We start from the raw sequence: 17193 nt of genomic DNA, 5'->3' as shown, positions 1-17193 counted from the left end.
ATGACCGTCGAAGCCGCATTCTTCGAGGACCTCGAGATCTCCCCGGAGTCGACGACGCCCCGCCAGGGCAAGCGCCGGTTCCTCTTCATGCGCAACGCGAAGGCCCTGACCGGCCTGGCGATCCTCGGGTTCTTCTTCCTCATCGCGATCATCGGGCCGTGGATCGCGCCGTACGACCCGAACGCGCGGTCGGCGGACATCCTGCAGTCGCCGTCGTGGCAGCACCTCATGGGCACCACGCACCAGGGGCAGGACGTCATGAGCCAGCTGATCCTGGGCACGCGCAGCGTGCTCGTGGTCGGGTTCGTGGCCGGGACGGTCGCGACGGTGATCGGCGTGATCGTCGGCGTCACCGCGGGCTACATCGGCGGGATCGGCGACGAGTCGCTCTCCGCGCTGTCCAACGTGTTCCTCGTGATCCCGCAGCTGCCGCTCATCATCATCATCGCGGGGCAGCTCCCGTCGGCCGGCGGGCTCACCGTCGCCCTGGTCATCGCGTTCACCGGGTGGGCGTGGGGTGCCCGCGTCCTGCGGGCGCAGACCCTCTCGCTACGGAGACGCGACTTCGTCGAGGCCGCGCGCGCCAACGGCGAGAGCACGTGGCGGATCATCTCCGCGGAGATCCTGCCCAACCTCACCGCCATCATCGCCGCGGGCTTCGTCGGCACCGTCGGGTTCGCCGTGCTGTCCCAGATCACGCTGTCGTTCGTCGGCATCACGCCGACCAACGAGTGGAACTGGGGGACCGTCCTGTACTGGGCGCAGGCGCAGCTCGCCCTGCAGCGTGGCGCGTGGTGGTGGTTCGTCCCCGCCGGTCTGCTCATCGCCCTGCTCGGCATGGCGCTGACGCTCATCAACTTCGGCATCGACGAGTTCGTCAACCCGCGCCTGCGCTCGGTGGGCCTGAACGCCCGCTCGATGCGCAAGCGCAAGATCCGTCCGCGCATCGGCTTCACGCCGGTCGTCTACGAGGCCAAGGAGGACAGGGCATGAGTGCCGTCACCACGCAGCGGGCCTTCCGGGCCAACGCCGCCGCCACCGACCCCGTCCTGGAGATCAAGAACCTCTCGGTGGACTACGGGTACGACGACGACCCGACGCACGTGCTGCGCCAGGTGTCGCTGACCCTCAACCGCGGCGAGGTGCTCGGCCTGGCCGGCGAGTCCGGCTGCGGCAAGTCGACGCTCGCGTACGCGGCCACCCGGCTGCTGCCGCCGCCCGGCCTCATCACCGGCGGCGAGGTCGTCTTCACCGACCGCGGCGGGCAGCAGACCGACATCCTCACGCTCAGCGACGCCGACCTGCGGGCCACCCGCTGGCAGGACCTCGCGATCGTGTTCCAGGGCGCGATGAACTCCCTCAACCCGGTGCACCGGATCGGCCGGCAGATCGCCGACGCCATCCGGGCGCACCTGCCGGGCGTCTCCAAGAAGGAGGCCCTGGAGCGCTCCGCGGGCATGCTCGAGCTCGTCGGCATCTCCGCGGACCGGCTGCGCGACTACCCGCACCAGCTCTCGGGCGGCATGCGGCAGCGCGTGATGATCGCGATGGCCCTCGCGCTCGACCCGCAGGTGCTGATCATGGACGAGCCGACGACGGCCCTCGACGTGGTCATGCAGCGGCAGATCGTCGAGCAGATCGCGGAGCTGCGCGACCGCCTCGGGTTCTCGGTCATCTTCATCACGCACGACGTGTCGCTGCTGATCGAGATCGCCGACCGCATCGCGATCATGTACGCCGGCGAGATCGTCGAGGACGCCTCCGCCCAGGACATGTACCGCCGCCCGCGGCACCCGTACTCCGACGCGCTCCTGCACTCGTTCCCGCCCCTGCGCGGGCCGCGCCGCGAGCTGACCGGCATCCCCGGCTCACCCCCGGACATGTCGAACCTGCCCAGCGGCTGCCCGTACCGGGACCGGTGCGCGCACGTCTTCGACGCGTGCTCGGCGATCACCCCGGAGCTCGTCGCGCCGCTGGTCGAGGGCGACGACCCGCGCCGGTCGGTCGCCTGCCTGCGGCACGACCCCGCCGCCGTCGCCGCCGCCGGGTTCGAGCCGCAGCCCGTCCCGGTGGAGCTGTCGGTCCGCTGATCCCCGCCCTGCCCCCCGCTCCCTCTCCACAGGGCTGCTAGCGGGGGGCGGGGCGGCCCCCTTCTCTGAGCGGTGGGTGTCGAGCGAGGCGCTCCCGCTCCAGTGATCGCTGACGAAGGAGGCCGATCGCTCCAGTCGAGCGCGCTTCGTTCCGATGATCTGAAGGGCCCAGTGGCACCAGCGCGGGCCCCGGCGATCTCGATCGTCGTCAGAGCCCTGCGACATCGATGGACCGAGGTAGACGTGGACTTCCCGACGCTGTCGCTGGCGCAGGCCACCGAGTTCCGTGACCACGTGGTCGCTCGTGAGCCGTACCTGTTGCGCGAGCTCGCGCAGTGGATGGTGGCCACCGGTGGTCCGGTGGACCAGATGGACGCCTCGCTCGCGTCGTTGGTGCCGTTGTGGGAGTGGTACGTGGAGCTCGCACGGGCCGACTTCCGTGGCCTGACCGACGGGCTGACACCCTCGACCGACCCCGAGCTTTTGATGCCCAGCGACGAGGCGTCCAGAGAGCGGATCCGGCAGTCGCTCGTTGGTGGTGACCGGTTGGTGCACTACCTGCGCCTGGCGGTCACCCGGTTGCATCCGGACACAAGCTGGCAGGTCTACCGGGGGCCCCTCGGCGCCAGGGAGAGAGATCACCATCAGACCGAGCTCGTGCTGCGCGGACGCAAGGACCCCCATCGCCCCAAAGGCCAGGACTGGGGTGTGCAGCTGCACTGGGCGCTCCCAGCATCAAATGGCGTGATCCGCCTGAACAACTACGACTCCGGCCAGCTCCACCGGATGCTCGTTCTGCGGCTTCCCAAGGATCTGGGGCGGATGAAGCAGAAGCCACTGGGCTCGGTGCTGACCCCGTACCTGGATGCGGATCTTCCGCCGATCCCGGAGATTGCCCGTATCTCACCGTGGGCCTGGTGGCAGCAAGCGCAGGCCGCACCCGCCCCGGACCCGGTAGTGCGCGAGGTGGGGGACTGGTCGGACATGATCCTGGCCAAGGGCCCCGGCGACGGCCTCGACGACCCCGGCCTGCTGGCCCCGCTGCCAGCCGACCGCGTGGCCGAGGCGCTGCGCGACGGCGGGTTCGAGGACCTGAGCGTCGCAGACCTGCTCAGCGGCGAGGAGTTCCTCCACGCCGACGGCGTCGCCCAGCTCATGACGCTCACCCACAAGCGCCACCTCCGGGCAATCCACCTCCAACCCATCGACCCCACCATCGAGTCCTGGGAACACCTCATCGCACCCCTGCGCATGCTCGCCGTCGACCTGGGCGCCAACCTCGTGCCCGAGGGCGACTACCCCGACTGACGAGGCGCGTCCCCTCGTCGCCGGTCTGTGGGCCGTGCACGAACGTGCACCCGGGCGCCCTGGGCGCCGAAGATGCTCAGCAGCTCGACGGGCTGGGAGGTCTCGTTCCCGAACCAGTGGGGGACGCGGGTGTCGAACTCGGCGGCCTCGCCGGGCGGCAGCACGAGGTCGTGCTCGCCGAGCACCAAGCGCAGGTGGCCGTCGATGACGTACAGCCACTCGTAGCCCTCGTGCGAGTTCGTCTCCGGGTCGGGGTGCGGGCCGCCGGGCGGGAGGACCAGCTTGTAGACGATGAGGCCGCCACTGCGTCGGGACAGCGGGATGACCGTCATGCCGTGCTCGATCACGGGACGGGGGTGGATGCGCGGGTCGCCCGTGGCGGGGGCGCCGACGAGCTCGTCGAGCGGCACCCGGTACAGGGCGGCCAGCGGGACCAGGAGCTCGAGCTGCGGACGGCGGGTGCCGGACTCCAGGCGGGACAGGGTGCTGACCGAGATGCCGGTCGCGTCGGACGCCTGCGCCAGGGTCAGGTCGCGCTGCTGGCGGACGGCCCGGAGCCGGGGGCCGACGGTGCGCATCAGCTGGTCGACGTCATCCATGCGTCGCAGTTTGCCACTTCGGCAACGATGCTTGCCGGTTGACGACGGGCCGCCGGATGCTTGCCGCATGAGAGACGTGATCGTCATCGGTGGTGGTGCTGCGGGTCTGAGCGGGGCGGTGACGCTGGCACGGGCCCGGCGGTCGGTGCTGGTCATCGACGACGGCTCGCCCCGGAACGCGCCCGCGGACGGGGTGCACGGGCTCCTCGGGCAGGAGGGCGTCTCCCCGCTGGAGCTGCTCGCGCGCGGTCGGGCCGAGCTGGCGGGCTACGGCGGGTCGCTGCGGCAGGGGCGCATCGTGGCGGCGGTGCGTGACGACGGCGGGTCGGCCCCGACGGGCAGCGACGCTGCGCAGGAGGACCGCGGGTTCGTCGTGACCCTCGACGACGGGACCACCGAGCGGGCGCGACGGCTGCTCGTGGCCACCGGGCTCGTCGACGACCTGCCCGCGATCCCCGGGCTGCGCGAGCGGTGGGGCCACGACGTGCTGCACTGCCCGTACTGCCACGGCTGGGAGGTGCGCGACCAGCCGATCGGGGTGCTCGCCACGTCCGAGCGCGCGGTGCACCAGGCGCTGCTGTTCCGGCAGTGGTCCGACGACGTCGTGCTGCTCCAGCACACCGCACCGGAGCCGACGCCCGAGCAGGCCGAACAGCTCGCCGCGCTCGGGATCGGGGTGGTGCCCGGGGTCGTCGCCGAGGTGCTGTCGGTCGACGGACGGCTCACCGGGGTGCGGCTGGCGTCCGGCGAGGTCGTCGCGCGGTCCGCCCTCACGGTCATGCCGCGGTTTGTCGCCCGGCTCGACGGGCTCGCCGGCCTCGGCCTGACGGCGGTGCCCCACGAGATGGGCGTCGGCGAGCACGCGGCCACCGACCTCATGGGCGCGTCGTCCGTGCCCGGGGTCTGGGTGGCCGGCAACGCGACCGACCTCATGGCGCAGGTGACCGGCGCGATGGCGGCCGGCACGCGCGCGGCGGCCGCGCTGAACATGGACCTGATCGCGCAGGACACGGTCCGCGCGGTCGCGGCTGCCGCCTGAGCGGCGCGATGGCACAGGTAAAGAGCCGGTCACGTCCAGGCGTTCCACAGGTGCAGTGGGTGAGGTGGGGGTCGAGCACGTGGACGACCGCGTGACCGACAGAGCCGGGAGGCCCGCCATGAGCACGGTGACCGCAGACGTACCGGACGCACCCGTCAGCCGGCGCGGCACCGGCCAGGCCGACGCCGCGCCGGCGTGGATCACGGCCAACGTGCGCCCGGCCGGGTCGTTCGGGCGGGCCGACGTCGGCCGGCTCCGTGACCTGCTGGGCGTCCTGGCCGCGTCGGCGTCGCTCGTGGTGCTCGACCTCGCCGCCATGACCCTGCGCAGCGGGCGCGCCGCGGACGCGATCGACGAGGCCGGCTGGGAGCTGGAACGGCGCGGCGGGTGCCTGCTGTGCATCAACGCCGACGACGACGCGCGCGCCCGGCTCGGCGGCTGCCGCCACGCCGTCGTGGTCGGGCCGGGGGAGCCGACGCCCGTCCCGTGATCCGCACGTCGGAACAGCGCCCGGTGCACCCGCGCGGGTGACCTACCGTTGTCCGGTGAGCAACGCCCCCACCCTCCCCGCGCCCGTGCGCCGGGCCCCCGACGCCGGGGACCGCCGCGGGGTCGTGGTCGCGGTGGCGATCGCTGTCGCGGTGCTCTCGTTCGCGGGGGTCTACCTGCTGTGGCGGGTGTTCGTGGACACCCTCGCCGGTCAGCAGGTGGAGAACGCGGCGTTCCAGGGGGCCCTGCACGGCCAGACGCGGCTGTGGGTGGTCGCCGAGCGCGTGCTCGACGTGGTCTCCGTCGGGTTCATGGTCGCCGTCCTGATCGCCGCGATGGTCATCGCCGTCCTGCGGCGCCGCTGGTCGCTCGCCGTCCAGGTGGCGGTCCTGATGATCGGCGCGAACCTCACGACGCAGGTGCTGAAGAAGTGGGTGCTGTACCGCCCGGACCTCGACGTCGAGGCGGACTACGGCAACACGTTGCCCAGCGGGCACACCACCGCGGCGGCCTCCGTCTCGGCGGCGCTGCTCCTCGTCGTGCCGCCGCGTGTCCGCCCGTGGGCGGCGGTGCTCGGCGCCGGCTACACGACGGCCACGGGCATCTCGACGCTCATCGGCCAGTGGCACCGACCGTCGGACGTCGTCGCGGCGGTCCTCGTGGTGCTCGCCTGGACGGCGATCGCGTGCGCGCTGGTCGCCCTGACCCCCGCGCGGGCGTCGACGGCGACGGGTGCGCTGCGGCTCTCGGTCGACCGGCCGCCGACGCCGGCGACCATGCGCGGTGTCGTCGCGGGGCTGCTGGTCGTCGGGGTCGGGGCGGGTGCGTCGGCCGTCGTCGCGCTGTCCCACACGTGGCAGAACCTGGACGACCTGGACGCTCGCGCGGAAGAGGTCACGGCCTACCTCGGCGGTGCCGCAGGCGTGCTGATGGCGTCCTGCTTCGCGTTCGCGATCATGCTGCTGCTGCGCCAGGCCGCGGCATCGCGATTGCCGCGGGGTTGACCGGACGCCGTAGAGTCCCCAACGTCGCACGGGTCGACCGGCCCGTCGCAGTCTGAGAAGGGCCTGACTGATGTCTGCAGGGCGCAAGCTCGTGATCGTGGAGTCGCCTGCCAAGGCGCGCACGATCGCCGGGTACCTCGGTGAGGGGTACGACGTCGAGGCGAGCGTCGGGCACATCCGCGACCTGCCGCAGCCCTCCGAGCTGCCCCCGGACATGAAGAAGGGCCCCTTCGGCAAGTTCGCCGTCGACGTCGACAACGGGTTCGCGCCGTACTACGTGGTCGACGCCGACAAGAAGAAGAAGGTCAGCGAGCTCAAGAAGCTCCTGAAGGAGTCCGACGAGCTCTTCCTGGCCACCGATGAGGACCGCGAGGGCGAGGCCATCGCCTGGCACCTGCTGCAGGAGCTCAAGCCCAAGGTCCCCGTCAAGCGCATGGTGTTCCACGAGATCACCCCCGAGGCCATCCAGCGGGCGCTCGCCAACACCCGCGAGCTCGACGACCGGCTGGTCGACGCCCAGGAGACCCGACGCATCCTCGACCGGCTGTACGGGTACGAGGTCAGCCCGGTCCTGTGGCGCAAGGTCCGGCAGGGACTGTCCGCGGGCCGCGTGCAGTCCGTCGCGACGCGGCTGGTGGTCGAGCGCGAGCGTGAGCGCATGGCGTTCGTCGCCGCCGACTACTGGGACGTGACCGGGACCTTCGCCGTCGCCGACGACGCCGAGCCGTCGTTCGACGCACGCCTGACGTCGGTGGACGGCCGCCGCGTCGCCACCGGACGCGACTTCCTCGACACCGGACAGCTGCGCGCCGCCGACGTCGCCCACCTGGACGAGGCCCGGGCCACCGCCCTGGTCGCCGGGCTGGCCGACTCCGCGTTCTCCGTCGCGTCGCTCGAGACCAAGCCGTACACGCGCCGCCCGGCCGCACCGTTCACCACCTCGACGCTCCAGCAGGAGGCGTCGCGCAAGCTGCGGATGGCGTCCCGGCAGACCATGCGCACCGCGCAGGGCCTGTACGAGAACGGCTACATCACCTACATGCGTACGGACTCCTCGTCGCTGAGCTCGCAGGCGATCGACGCCGCGCGCCGGCAGGCCTCGGAGCTGTACGGCGCGGAGTACATCCCCGACGCCCCCCGGGTGTACGCGAGCAAGGCGAAGGGCGCGCAGGAGGCCCACGAGGCCATCCGGCCCGCCGGTGACCACTTCCGCACCCCTGCGCAGGTGGCCAAGGAGCTGTCGGGCGACCAGTTCCGCTTGTACGAGCTCATCTGGAAGCGCACGGTCGCCTCCCAGATGGCCGACGCGCGCGGGCAGACCGCGTCCGTCCGCCTCGGAGCCACGGCGTCCGACGGCACCGACGTGCTGTTCTCCGCGTCGGGCACCGTCATCACGTTCCGGGGCTTCCTCGCCGCGTACGAGGAGGGTCGCGACGTCTCGCGGTACGACTCGTCGGACGACGCCCCGGCCGAGAAGGACGACGCGCGCCTGCCGAAGATGGCCGAGGGCGACCCGATGTCCGCGTCCGACCTCACCGCCGACGGCCACCGCACGTCCCCGCCGCCGCGCTACACCGAGGCCTCGCTGGTCAAGGCGCTCGAGGAGCGCGGGATCGGCCGGCCGTCGACGTACGCCGCCACGATCTCCGTGATCCAGGACCGCGGGTACGTGACCGGTCGCGGGCAGGCGCTGGTGCCCTCGTGGCTCGCGTTCGCCGTGACGCGGCTGCTGGAGGAGAACTTCGACTGGCTGGTCGACTACGACTTCACCGCCGAGATGGAGGAGGACCTCGACGCGATCGCGGCGGGGGACAAGGACCGGGTGGCGTGGCTGTCCCGGTTCTACTTCGGCGACGGCACGGGCAACGAGGAGGGCGAGGGTCTGCGGGACCTCGTCGCCAACCTCGGGGACATCGACGCGCGCGAGGTCAACTCGATCCCGATCGGCGAGGGCATCGTCCTGCGCGTCGGCCGGTACGGCCCGTACCTGGAGGACTCGGCCGCCGAGCCCGCCGAGGACGGCACCACGCGGCGCACCTCCGTGCCCGAGGAGCTGGCGCCCGACGAGCTGACGGTCGCGAAGGCCCGCGAGCTGCTGGAGACGCAGCCCGAGGGCGACCAGGTGCTCGGCACCGACCCCGTCACCGGCACGCAGATCGTGGCGCGCAACGGCCGCTACGGTCCGTACGTCACCGAGATCCTGCCCGACCCGGAGATCGACACGTCCCTGTCGGCCGCCGCCCAGAAGCGCGCCCTGGCGGCCGCCCCGAAGCCGCGGACCGCGTCGCTGTTCAAGTCGATGTCGCTCCAGTCGGTCACGCTCGACGACGCGCTCATGCTCCTGTCGCTGCCCCGCGTGGTCGGCGTCGACCCCGAGTCCGGGACCGAGATCACCGCGCAGAACGGCCGCTACGGCCCGTACCTGAAGAAGGGCACGGACTCGCGCACGCTCGCCTCCGAGGAGGCACTCTTCACGACGACCCTCGACGAGGCGCTGGCCATCTACGCGCAGCCCAAGCGCGGTCGCGGCGCCACCGCAGCGCCCCCGCTGCGCGAGCTGGGCGACGACCCGACGTCGGAGAAGCCGATCACCGTCAAGGAGGGCCGCTTCGGCGCTTACGTCACCGACGGCGTCACCAACCGGACCCTCCCGCGCGACCTCACGCCCGAGTCGATCACGCGCGAGCAGGCGATCGAGCTGCTGGTGGAGAAGCGCGCGTCGGCCCCCGCGAAGAAGAAGGCCCCCGCCCGCCGCGCCCCGGCGAAGCCCAAGGCCGCCGCCAAGAAGTAGTCAGACGTCCTGCCCGTAGAGCCGCTCGGCGGTCAGCCCCGGCTCCCGGAGGCCGTCGAGCGCCGCGACGACCGTGCGCTCCTCCCAGCGGAAGTGCGACTCCAGGATGGCGGCCAGCCCGTCGATCTCGCTGCGCGCCCGCGCGAGGTCGTCGCTGCCGGTCAGGACCGCGTCGATGCTCTGCAGGAGGCCCGCGACCACGTGATGGTCGCGGGAGAGACCGTCGAGGGTGTCCTGCAGCTCCGGGTACTGGGCCGCGAGCGCGGGGAACGCGGTCCGGTCCTCGCTGGTGTGGTGCCGGCCGACGGCGCCACAGAACGCCACGCAGTGGCTGCGCAGGTCAGGGGTCAGCACCGAGCTCTCGTCGAGCCCGTCGAGGAGCCGGTCCAGCTCGTCGCGCAGCCGGTCGTGCACCTCGACCAGCTCCTGGCCCCAGGCGGCGAGGCGGTCGGGGACGTCGGGCACCCGGACACCCAACAAGGCGGACGCGCCCACGTCAACGCCGCCTGTCCGGCCGGCGGCCGCGAGACCGTCACTTCGGCACGAGAACGTCACCTCGAACTGCCGGTCTCGCGTCGAAGTGACGGTCTCGCGCGCACGGACCGGGACCGGGACCGGGCGGAACCGTCGTGCGTCGCGTACTAGGTTGTCGCCCATGGCTGATCGCGCTGAAGACCCCCGCTCCGCTCCGCCGATCCGCTGGGGCATCCTCGGCGCCGGCAACATCGCCGCGACGTTCGCGTCGGCCGTCAACGCGCACACCCGCGCGCAGCTGGTGGCCGTCGGCTCGCGCAACCGGGACCGCGCGCAGCGGTTCGCCACGGCGCACCACATCCCGACCACGCACGTCGGCTACCGGGAGCTGGTCGAGGACCCGCAGGTGGACGCCGTCTACATCGCGACCCCGCACTCCGAGCACAAGGAGCAGGCGCTCCTGGCCATCCGCGCCGGCAAGCACGTGCTCGTCGAGAAGGCGTTCACGCGCAACGCGGGCGAGGCCGAGGAGGTCTTCGCCGCCGCGGCCGCCGCCGGGGTGTTCGTCATGGAGGCGATGTGGACGCGGTTCCTGCCGCACGTCTACGCGCTCCACCAGGTCATCGACGCCGGGGAGATCGGCGAGATCATCAACCTGTCCGCCGACCACGGCCAGGCGTTCACGTACGACCCGAAGAGCCGGCTGTTCGACCCCGCCCTCGCCGGCGGTGCCCTGCTCGACCTCGGCGTGTACCCGGTGTCGTTCGCGCACGACTTCCTGGGCGTCCCGGACGCGGTGCAGGCCGTCGGGCAGCTCACGCCGACGGGGGTCGACGGCCAGATCTCGATCGTCCTGTCCTACGGCGACCGCGCGCAGGCGACCCTGTCGACCACCCTGTGGGCCAAGACACCGACGATCGCGACGATCTCCGGCACCGAGGGCAACATCTGGGTCAAGGGCAGCTTCTACGGCCCGACGTCGTTCCGCGTGCAGCGTCTGGACGGCCGCGTCTGGGACTTCGACCAGCCCGGCACCAAGGGTCTGCAGTACGAGGCCGCGGAGGTCGCCCGCCAGGTCGCGGCCGGTGCGACGCAGAGCCCGCGCCTCACGTGGGAGAACACCCTCGAGGTGCTGCGCACGATGGACACGATCCGGTCGCTGGTCGGCGTCACCTACCCGGGCGAGTGACGTCGGACCCGACGGTTACCCTGACGCACGTGACGACGCTCCCTGGCCTGTTCCTCTCCTTCGAGGGTGGCGACGGCGCCGGGAAGTCGACGCAGGCGCGGCTGCTGGGCGAGTGGCTGACCGGCCTCGGCCGGGAGGTCGTGCTGACGCGTGAGCCGGGCGGCACCGAGCTCGGGCTGCTGCTGCGCGACGCGGTGCTGCACGGTGACCACGTCGACGCCCGGACCGAGGCGCTGCTGTACGCGACCGACCGCGCGCACCACGTGGCGTCGCTGGTCCGCCCCGCGCTGGCCCGCGGCGCGGTCGTCGTGACCGACCGGTACCTCGACTCGTCGGTGGCCTACCAGGGCAGCGGGCGTGACCTGGGGGCCGACGAGGTGGAGCGTCTCTCGCTGTGGGCCGTCGACGGTCTGCTCCCCGCGCTGACGGTGCTGCTCGACCTCGACCCGGCCGCGGGCAAGGCTCGGCTGACGGGGGACCCCGACCGGCTGGAGCGCGCGGGCGACGAGTTCCACCGGCGCACCCGCGAGGCGTTCCTCGGACGTGCCGAGGCCGAGCCGGGGCGCTGGCTCGTGCTCGACGCGACGCAGCCGGTCGACGCGCTCGCCACGGCGGTCAGGAACCGCGTCGCCGCCCTGCTCGGGGTGGCCGCGTGACCAGCGTCTGGGACGACGTCGTCGGCCAGGAGCCCGCGGTCGAGGTCCTGCGGCACGCGATCGAGGACCCGGCCGCGATGACCCACGCGTGGCTGCTCACCGGACCGCCGGGCTCCGGACGGTCCAACGCCGCCCGGGCGTTCGCCGCGGCGCTGCAGTGCTCGACTGGCGGCTGCGGCACCTGCCACGACTGCACCACCACCCTGCGCGGGCTGCACCCGGACGTCACGGTCGTCGCCACCGAGGGCGTCTTCATCCGGGCGGAGACCGCGCGGCCGCTGGTGGAGCTCGCGCAGCGGTCGCCGTCGCAGGGGCGCTACCGGGTCATCATCATCGAGGACGCCGACCGGCTGAACGACACCAGCGGCAACTCGCTCCTGAAGGCGATCGAGGAGCCCGCCGGGCGGACCGTCTGGGTCCTGTGCGCGCCCAGCCCGCAGGACGTCCTGGTCACCATCCGCTCGCGCAGCCGTTCCGTGGCGCTGCGCGTGCCGCCCGTCGACGCGGTCGCCGCCCTGCTGGTGTCGCGGGACGGCATCGACCCGGTGGTCGCGGCGGTCGCTGCCCGCGCCGCACAGAGCCACGTGGGGATCGCCCGTCGGCTCGCCCGGGACCCGGAGGCGCGCGCGCGGCGGTCCGCGGTGCTGGGCATCGCGGCGAAGATCCGCGGGGTCGGCGACGCGGTGCTGGCCGCCGGTGAGCTCGTCGAGACCGCGCAGGCCGACGCCAAGGCGGCGACCGAGCAGCGGGACGCGCAGGAGAAGGCGGAGCTGCTGCGGTCGATGGGTGCCGAGGGTGCTGCGACGCTGCCGCCGACGCTGCGCACCCAGGTCCGGCAGCTCGAGGAGGACCAGAAGCGCCGGGCCACCCGGGCGCAGCGCGACGTGCTGGACCGCGCGATGGTCGACCTGCTGTCGCTCTACCGCGACGTGCTCGTCGTGCAGCTGGGCGCGGGCGTCGAGCTGGTCAACGTCGAGCACGAGCAGTCGGTGCGGACCCTCGCCGGGTCGAGCACGGCCGAGCAGACGCTGCGCCGGATGGACGCGGTGGGGCAGGCCCGGACCCGCCTGGCCGGGAACGTCGCCCCGCTGCTCGCTGTCGAGGCGATGGCCGTGGCGCTGCGCCCGCAGGGCTGACCGGCTCCGCCCGGCACAGCGCTGTGCAGATCGGGTGACGGTCCCGCGCATCCGGCGGACGCGGGGCCGGGCGCTCAGCTCGGACGGTTACCGTGGGCGCATGCCGCTCTCCGCCCGCCTCGTCGCGCCCACGGGCGTCGCGCGCGACCGGCGGCACCGCACCGCCGCCCTCCTCTCGGTCGTGCTCGTCGTGGTCGTGCTGCTCGCGGGCTGCGTGCCCCCCAAGAACCAGGCGTCCGGCCAGACCACGACCCCCGGCTCGCCGACCCCCGAGGTGACGGGCGACCTCGCGCGCTACTACGGCCAGCAGCTGGAGTGGACGACGTGCGCGCAGGGTGAGTGCGCCACGGCGCAGGTGCCGCTGGACTACGCGGACCCTGCGGGGCCGTCGATCGGGATCGCGCTCGCGCGGGCCAAGGCCACCGGCGGCGAGCCGATCGGCTCCCTGCTGCTCAACCGCGGTGGCCCCGGCGCCTCCGGCGTCGACTTCGTCAGCCAGGTCGCGGCGATGGTGAGCGACGACATCACCCAGCAGTTCGACCTGGTCGGCTTCGACCCGCGCGGCGTGCAGCGGTCGAGCCCCGTCGAGTGCGTCGACGGACCCGGGCTGGACAAGATCCTGGCCTACGACCCCGACTACTCCACCGATGCGGGGATCCAGGACGTCATCGACATGTACGGCGAGCTCGGCGCCGCGTGCAAGCAGAACACCGGAGAGGCGCTCGGCCACGTCGACACGGTCAGCGCCGCGCGCGACCTCGACGTGCTCCGCGCGGCCCTCGGTGACGCCACGCTCACCTACCTGGGCTTCTCCTACGGCACCGCGCTCGGCGCCACCTACGCGTCGCTCTTCCCGGAGAAGGTCGGCCGGCTCGTGCTCGACGGCGCCCTCCCGCCCGACCTGACCTCCGCCGAGGCGGCCGAGGGTCAAGCCGTCGGCTTCGAGAACGCGCTGCGCGCCTACATCGCCGACTGCCAGGCCGGCCCGCGGTGCCCGCTCGACGGGTCGGTCGAGGACGGGCTCGCGCAGATCACCGAGCTGTTCGAGCGGGCGGAGGCCAACCCCCTGCCCACCGACGGCGACCGCGTGCTGACCCGGTCGCTCGCGTTCTACGGGATCGCCCTCCCGCTGTACGCCCAGTCCTACTGGCCGCTCCTGTCGCAGGCACTGACCGCCGCGATCGACCAGAACGACGGCACGATGCTCCTCCAGCTGGCCGACCAGTACGCGGACCGCCAGCCGGACGGCACGTTCAGCACCAACTCGACCGTCGCGTTCTACGCGATCAACTGCCTCGACGGACGCGACTCCGCGGACTTCGACGTGATGCGCGCGGAGGCGGCCGAGATCCAGGCCGCCGCGCCCACCGTCGGCTACTTCTTCGGCTACGGCGGCACCGTCTGCGCCCAGTGGCCGGTGCCCGAGGTCGGCGGCCTTGACTCCTACGCCGCCGAGGGCGCCGCGCCGATCCTCGTCGTCGGCACCACCAACGACCCCGCGACGCCGTACCGGTGGGCCGAGCAGCTGGCGGGCACCCTGTCGTCGGCCGTCCTCCTGACGTACGAGGGGGAGGGGCACACCGCGTACGGCTCCTCCAACGCGTGCATCGCCGACACCGTCGACGCCTACCTGCTCACCGGCGCCGTCCCCGACGAGGGCACCCGCTGCTGACCCTCGGGTTGCCGCACGCACGTCCGCAGGTGACGGTGTCCTGATGACAGCCCCGTCCCGCGACGATGCCCGCACCGCGCTGGTGGCACGCTCCCTCCTGCTCGGCTGGGCCGCCGGAGCGCGCGCCTCCCTCGGCCCCGCCGGTCCGACCCTCACCGGCGGCCGTCCACCCCTCGTCCGAGCGGCCGCGGCCCTCGGCGTGATCGGCGAGCTGGTCGGCGACAAGCTCCCCACCGCCCCCAGCCGGCTGGAGCACGGCGGTGCCCTGGTCCGCGCGACCTCGGGCGCGATCGGCGCGACGATGCTCGCCGCGCGCGCCGGTGCGAACCCCGTCGTGCCGGCGCTCGCAGGCGGGATCGGCGGCCTCGCCGGTGCCTACGGCGGAGCCGCCTGGCGGGCGTGGGCAGTCGGTCGGCTCCCCGGCGTGCTGGCCGCGATCGCCGAGGACGCCGTGGCGCTCACTGCGACCGCCATCGCCTGCCGTGCTCGCTTTGGAGCGCCGGGGGTCGGCCAGGTACAGTGAGCGGGCTCGCCGAGGTCCACGGATCCCGACGACGCCGCCTTAGCTCAGTCGGCAGAGCGTCTCACTCGTAATGAGAAGGTCAAGAGTTCGATTCTCTTAGGCGGCTCCCACCATGAAGGCCCCGTGACCAGCGGAAACGCTGGCGCGGGGCCTTCGTCGTGGGGGCCTGCAACGACCCCGCGGTGGCCCGTCCGCTAGTGCGAGACCAGCTGGCCGCCACGGGCGACCACCCGACCGGCGTGGAGGACGACCCGGTCGGGAGAGCGGTCCATGACGGCGGCGGCGGGTGCGTCGCCGGTGACGAGCACGAGCTCCGACGGGTCGCCGACGGCGGTACCCGGTCGATCCAGCGTCCCGGTGACGCGGGGCAGCGTGGCGTCGAGAATCGTCGCCCCGCCCCACGTGGCGACCGCCAGAGCGTGCTCGATCAGTGGGTCGTCGTTGAAGCGCTGCGCGAACGACAGCTGCCATGTGCGCTCGAGCATGTCGCCGTTGCCGTAGGGCGACCAGTAGTCGCGCTGACCGTCCTCGCCGACGCCGACGCGCACGCCCGCCTCGGCCAGCGCGACGAGCGGCAACGCCCACGGCCCGGGCGGTGCCGCGTGCGTCACCGAGACGTCGAGCTCGGCGAGACGGGCGATGACGCCGGGCACGTCGGAGTGCCCGGACGCCAGGCACGGGGCGTGGGCGATGGTGACCCGTCCGCGCATGTCCAGGGCGGCGACGCGGTCGAGGATGAGCCCGGTCGTGAAGAGCCCGAGAGCAGCGTCTTCGTGCAGGTGGATGTCGATGTCCGCCTGGTGCCTGTGCGCGATCGCAAAGACGGTGTCGAGGTGCCGGACCGGGTCCTTGTCGAGCCCGCACGGGTCGATCCCGCCCACCACGTCGGCGCCCTGGGACAGGGCCTCGTCGAGGAGCTCGACGGCACCTCGCTCGATGAACAGGCCCGCCTGCGGGAAGGCGACCACCTGGAGGGAGGCGCGGTCGGCGTGCGCCTCGCGGGCCGCGAGCACGCCGTGCAGCCGCTCGAGCCCGCAGTCGGCACTGACTTCGGCGTAGCTGCGGGCGCGGGTGGTGCCCTGCGCCACCATCCGGCCCCACGTGAAGGTGGCCAGCTCGGCGATGGAGGCGCCGGAGGAGCGCCAGTTTGCCCGGTCGTCCGCGATGCGCTCCCACAGGGTTTTGCCCCCGGTCCGGGGGCGGTACGGGAGACCCATCCGGGTGGAGTCGAGGTGGACGTGGACGTCGGAGAACGACGGCAGCAGGATCCTGCCACCGCCGGGCTCGGCGGTCGCCCCGTCGGGGACCGGTGACCCGACGGGGACGACTGCGCGGATGGCGGACGAGTCGAGGTGCACGTCGCGCGCCTCGCCGCCCCACGGGCGGACATCCTGAAGGACGGTCGTGATGCTCACAGCAGCTCCTGGGGTTCAGCGCGGTGGTGGTGGCGCGTACCGGCTCAGTACCGGCTGAGCACCGAGGCAAGGTCGAGGTGCTCGTCGGCGCCCACGCCGGCCAGGGTGCGTTCCTCCACGGCCGCGACGTGCTGGACGACGAGCGCGTCGGCGCCGTCGGCGTCCCGTGCGGCGAGCAGGTCGACGAGGCGCTGGTGCTCCTCGACGGATCCGCGCTGGTCGTGCGCGCGCCCATGCACCGCAAGGATCAGCGCGCAGCGCCAGATGACCTCGGTCAGGTAGCGCTCGAGAAGCGCGTTCCCGCACAGCTCTGCCAGCAGGATGTGGAACTCGGCTCCGAGCCGCCCGGACACCTGCGGGCTGGGCGTCGCCGCCGCCGCGAGCTCGCGGGTCACGTGCTCGCTCAGCACGGCGCCCATCGACGGCTGCCAGCTGTTCGCGATGCGGCGCACGGCCTGCCGCTCGAGGCACCGGCGGACCTCGAACGTCTCCTTCCCCTCGGTCAGTGACGGGTTGGCTACCAGCGCGGACTTCGCCTTCCCGGTCTCGACGAGTCCCGCAGCGGTCAACCGCGCGAGCGTGCCTCGGATCAACGTGCGGCTGACGCCGTACTGCTGCGCGAGCACATCTTCGGGCAGCCGCGTACCCGGAGGCAGAGCGGCCTCGGCGATCGCGGAGCGCAGGCTCAGGAACGCGTGGTTGGCGCGGTCTGCGGGGCGTTCAGCAGCAGTCACAACAGCACCGTATACGTGAAATCGGCCCTTCGTCGTGCGAAACCGGTTCGAAACCCAGGTCTTACGTATGCGCA

The 17193-nt window shown here is 72.8% G+C and carries 16 protein-coding genes and 1 tRNA gene; 13 read left to right on the top strand and 4 right to left on the bottom strand.

The window, feature by feature from the left end:
• The 3 genes from ACXJKF_RS11085 to ACXJKF_RS11075 all read left to right on the top strand — a co-directional run bounded on the left by ACXJKF_RS11085 (position 1) and on the right by ACXJKF_RS11075 (position 3398).
• Positions 1–993, top strand: coding sequence for an ABC transporter permease (locus ACXJKF_RS11085; protein WP_456787772.1), 993 nt, complete (start codon positions 1–3; stop codon positions 991–993).
• Positions 990–2090: an ABC transporter ATP-binding protein gene (locus ACXJKF_RS11080; protein ID WP_456787771.1), complete on the top strand. Its 1101-nt coding sequence runs from the start codon at positions 990–992 to the stop codon at positions 2088–2090. The genes ACXJKF_RS11085 and ACXJKF_RS11080 overlap by 4 nt, the downstream gene beginning before the upstream one ends.
• Positions 2091–2333: 243 nt before the next feature.
• On the top strand, positions 2334–3398 hold the full coding sequence (locus ACXJKF_RS11075) for a hypothetical protein (RefSeq protein ID WP_456787770.1): 1065 nt from the start codon (positions 2334–2336) through the stop codon (positions 3396–3398).
• Here ACXJKF_RS11075 and ACXJKF_RS11070 read toward each other — a convergent pair.
• Positions 3386–3997: a helix-turn-helix domain-containing protein gene (locus ACXJKF_RS11070; protein ID WP_456787769.1), complete on the bottom strand. Its 612-nt coding sequence runs from the start codon at positions 3995–3997 to the stop codon at positions 3386–3388. The genes ACXJKF_RS11075 and ACXJKF_RS11070 overlap by 13 nt on opposite strands.
• Before the next feature lie 67 nt (positions 3998–4064).
• On the opposite strand from ACXJKF_RS11070, the gene ACXJKF_RS11065 reads away from it, so the two are divergent.
• The 4 genes from ACXJKF_RS11065 to topA all read left to right on the top strand — a co-directional run bounded on the left by ACXJKF_RS11065 (position 4065) and on the right by topA (position 9320).
• A complete protein-coding gene (locus ACXJKF_RS11065) occupies positions 4065–5036 on the top strand; it encodes an NAD(P)/FAD-dependent oxidoreductase (RefSeq protein WP_456787768.1) in 972 nt (323 codons plus the stop codon).
• 118 nt (positions 5037–5154) lie between these two features.
• Entirely contained in the window at positions 5155–5526 is a 372-nt protein-coding gene (locus tag ACXJKF_RS11060; RefSeq protein WP_456787767.1) for a hypothetical protein, read from the top strand.
• Positions 5527–5581: 55 nt separating this feature from the next.
• On the top strand, positions 5582–6529 hold the full coding sequence (locus ACXJKF_RS11055) for a phosphatase PAP2 family protein (protein WP_456787766.1): 948 nt from the start codon (positions 5582–5584) through the stop codon (positions 6527–6529).
• A 70-nt stretch (positions 6530–6599) separates the two neighbouring features.
• Positions 6600–9320 carry a type I DNA topoisomerase gene (gene topA, locus ACXJKF_RS11050; RefSeq protein WP_456787765.1) on the top strand — a complete coding sequence of 907 codons (2721 nt, stop codon included), beginning with the start codon at positions 6600–6602 and terminating at the stop codon, positions 9318–9320.
• On the opposite strand, the gene ACXJKF_RS11045 is transcribed toward topA, so the two are convergent.
• Positions 9321–9785, bottom strand: a complete 465-nt coding sequence (locus ACXJKF_RS11045; protein ID WP_456787764.1) for a hemerythrin domain-containing protein — start codon at positions 9783–9785, stop codon at positions 9321–9323.
• Between the two features lie 190 nt (positions 9786–9975).
• On the opposite strand from ACXJKF_RS11045, the gene ACXJKF_RS11040 reads away from it, so the two are divergent.
• From ACXJKF_RS11040 to ACXJKF_RS11015, 6 genes are all read left to right on the top strand, one after another.
• Positions 9976–10983 carry a Gfo/Idh/MocA family protein gene (locus ACXJKF_RS11040; RefSeq protein ID WP_456787763.1) on the top strand — a complete coding sequence of 336 codons (1008 nt, stop codon included), beginning with the start codon at positions 9976–9978 and terminating at the stop codon, positions 10981–10983.
• Positions 10984–11012: 29 nt separating this feature from the next.
• A complete protein-coding gene (gene tmk / locus ACXJKF_RS11035) occupies positions 11013–11639 on the top strand; it encodes a dTMP kinase (RefSeq protein WP_456787762.1) in 627 nt (208 codons plus the stop codon).
• A complete protein-coding gene (locus tag ACXJKF_RS11030) occupies positions 11636–12775 on the top strand; it encodes a DNA polymerase III subunit delta' (RefSeq protein WP_456787761.1) in 1140 nt (379 codons plus the stop codon). Before tmk ends, ACXJKF_RS11030 begins: the two co-directional genes overlap by 4 nt.
• Positions 12776–12875: 100 nt before the next feature.
• Positions 12876–14447, top strand: a complete 1572-nt coding sequence (locus ACXJKF_RS11025) for an alpha/beta hydrolase (RefSeq protein WP_456787760.1) — start codon at positions 12876–12878, stop codon at positions 14445–14447.
• A gap of 43 nt (positions 14448–14490) precedes the next feature.
• Positions 14491–14970, top strand: coding sequence for a hypothetical protein (locus tag ACXJKF_RS11020; protein WP_456787759.1), 480 nt, complete (start codon positions 14491–14493; stop codon positions 14968–14970).
• Positions 14971–15003: 33 nt separating this feature from the next.
• A tRNA-Thr gene (locus ACXJKF_RS11015) sits at positions 15004–15076 on the top strand.
• 88 nt (positions 15077–15164) lie between these two features.
• Here ACXJKF_RS11015 and ACXJKF_RS11010 read toward each other — a convergent pair.
• A complete protein-coding gene (locus tag ACXJKF_RS11010) occupies positions 15165–16385 on the bottom strand; it encodes an amidohydrolase family protein (RefSeq protein ID WP_456787758.1) in 1221 nt (406 codons plus the stop codon).
• Positions 16386–16429: 44 nt separating this feature from the next.
• The gene (locus tag ACXJKF_RS11005; RefSeq protein WP_456787757.1) at positions 16430–17119 is read right to left on the bottom strand and encodes a GntR family transcriptional regulator; all 690 of its coding nucleotides are present in this window, start codon (positions 17117–17119) and stop codon (positions 16430–16432) included.
• Positions 17120–17193: the final 74 nt, after the last annotated feature.

The sequence above is a fragment of the Cellulomonas sp. P5_C5 genome, assembly GCF_054049655.1.
This window is presented reverse-complemented; position numbering and strand designations above follow the sequence as displayed.

Coding starts and splice junctions, on each gene's coding strand:
- ACXJKF_RS11085 (WP_456787772.1), top strand. CDS start 1: ATGACCGTCGAAGCCGCATTCTTCGAGGACCTCGAGATCTCCCCGGAG.
- ACXJKF_RS11080 (WP_456787771.1), top strand. CDS start 990: ATGAGTGCCGTCACCACGCAGCGGGCCTTCCGGGCCAACGCCGCCGCC.
- ACXJKF_RS11070 (WP_456787769.1), bottom strand. CDS start 3,997: ATGGATGACGTCGACCAGCTGATGCGCACCGTCGGCCCCCGGCTCCGG.
- ACXJKF_RS11065 (WP_456787768.1), top strand. CDS start 4,065: ATGAGAGACGTGATCGTCATCGGTGGTGGTGCTGCGGGTCTGAGCGGG.
- ACXJKF_RS11060 (WP_456787767.1), top strand. CDS start 5,155: ATGAGCACGGTGACCGCAGACGTACCGGACGCACCCGTCAGCCGGCGC.
- topA (WP_456787765.1), top strand. CDS start 6,600: ATGTCTGCAGGGCGCAAGCTCGTGATCGTGGAGTCGCCTGCCAAGGCG.
- ACXJKF_RS11040 (WP_456787763.1), top strand. CDS start 9,976: ATGGCTGATCGCGCTGAAGACCCCCGCTCCGCTCCGCCGATCCGCTGG.
- ACXJKF_RS11025 (WP_456787760.1), top strand. CDS start 12,876: ATGCCGCTCTCCGCCCGCCTCGTCGCGCCCACGGGCGTCGCGCGCGAC.
- ACXJKF_RS11020 (WP_456787759.1), top strand. CDS start 14,491: ATGACAGCCCCGTCCCGCGACGATGCCCGCACCGCGCTGGTGGCACGC.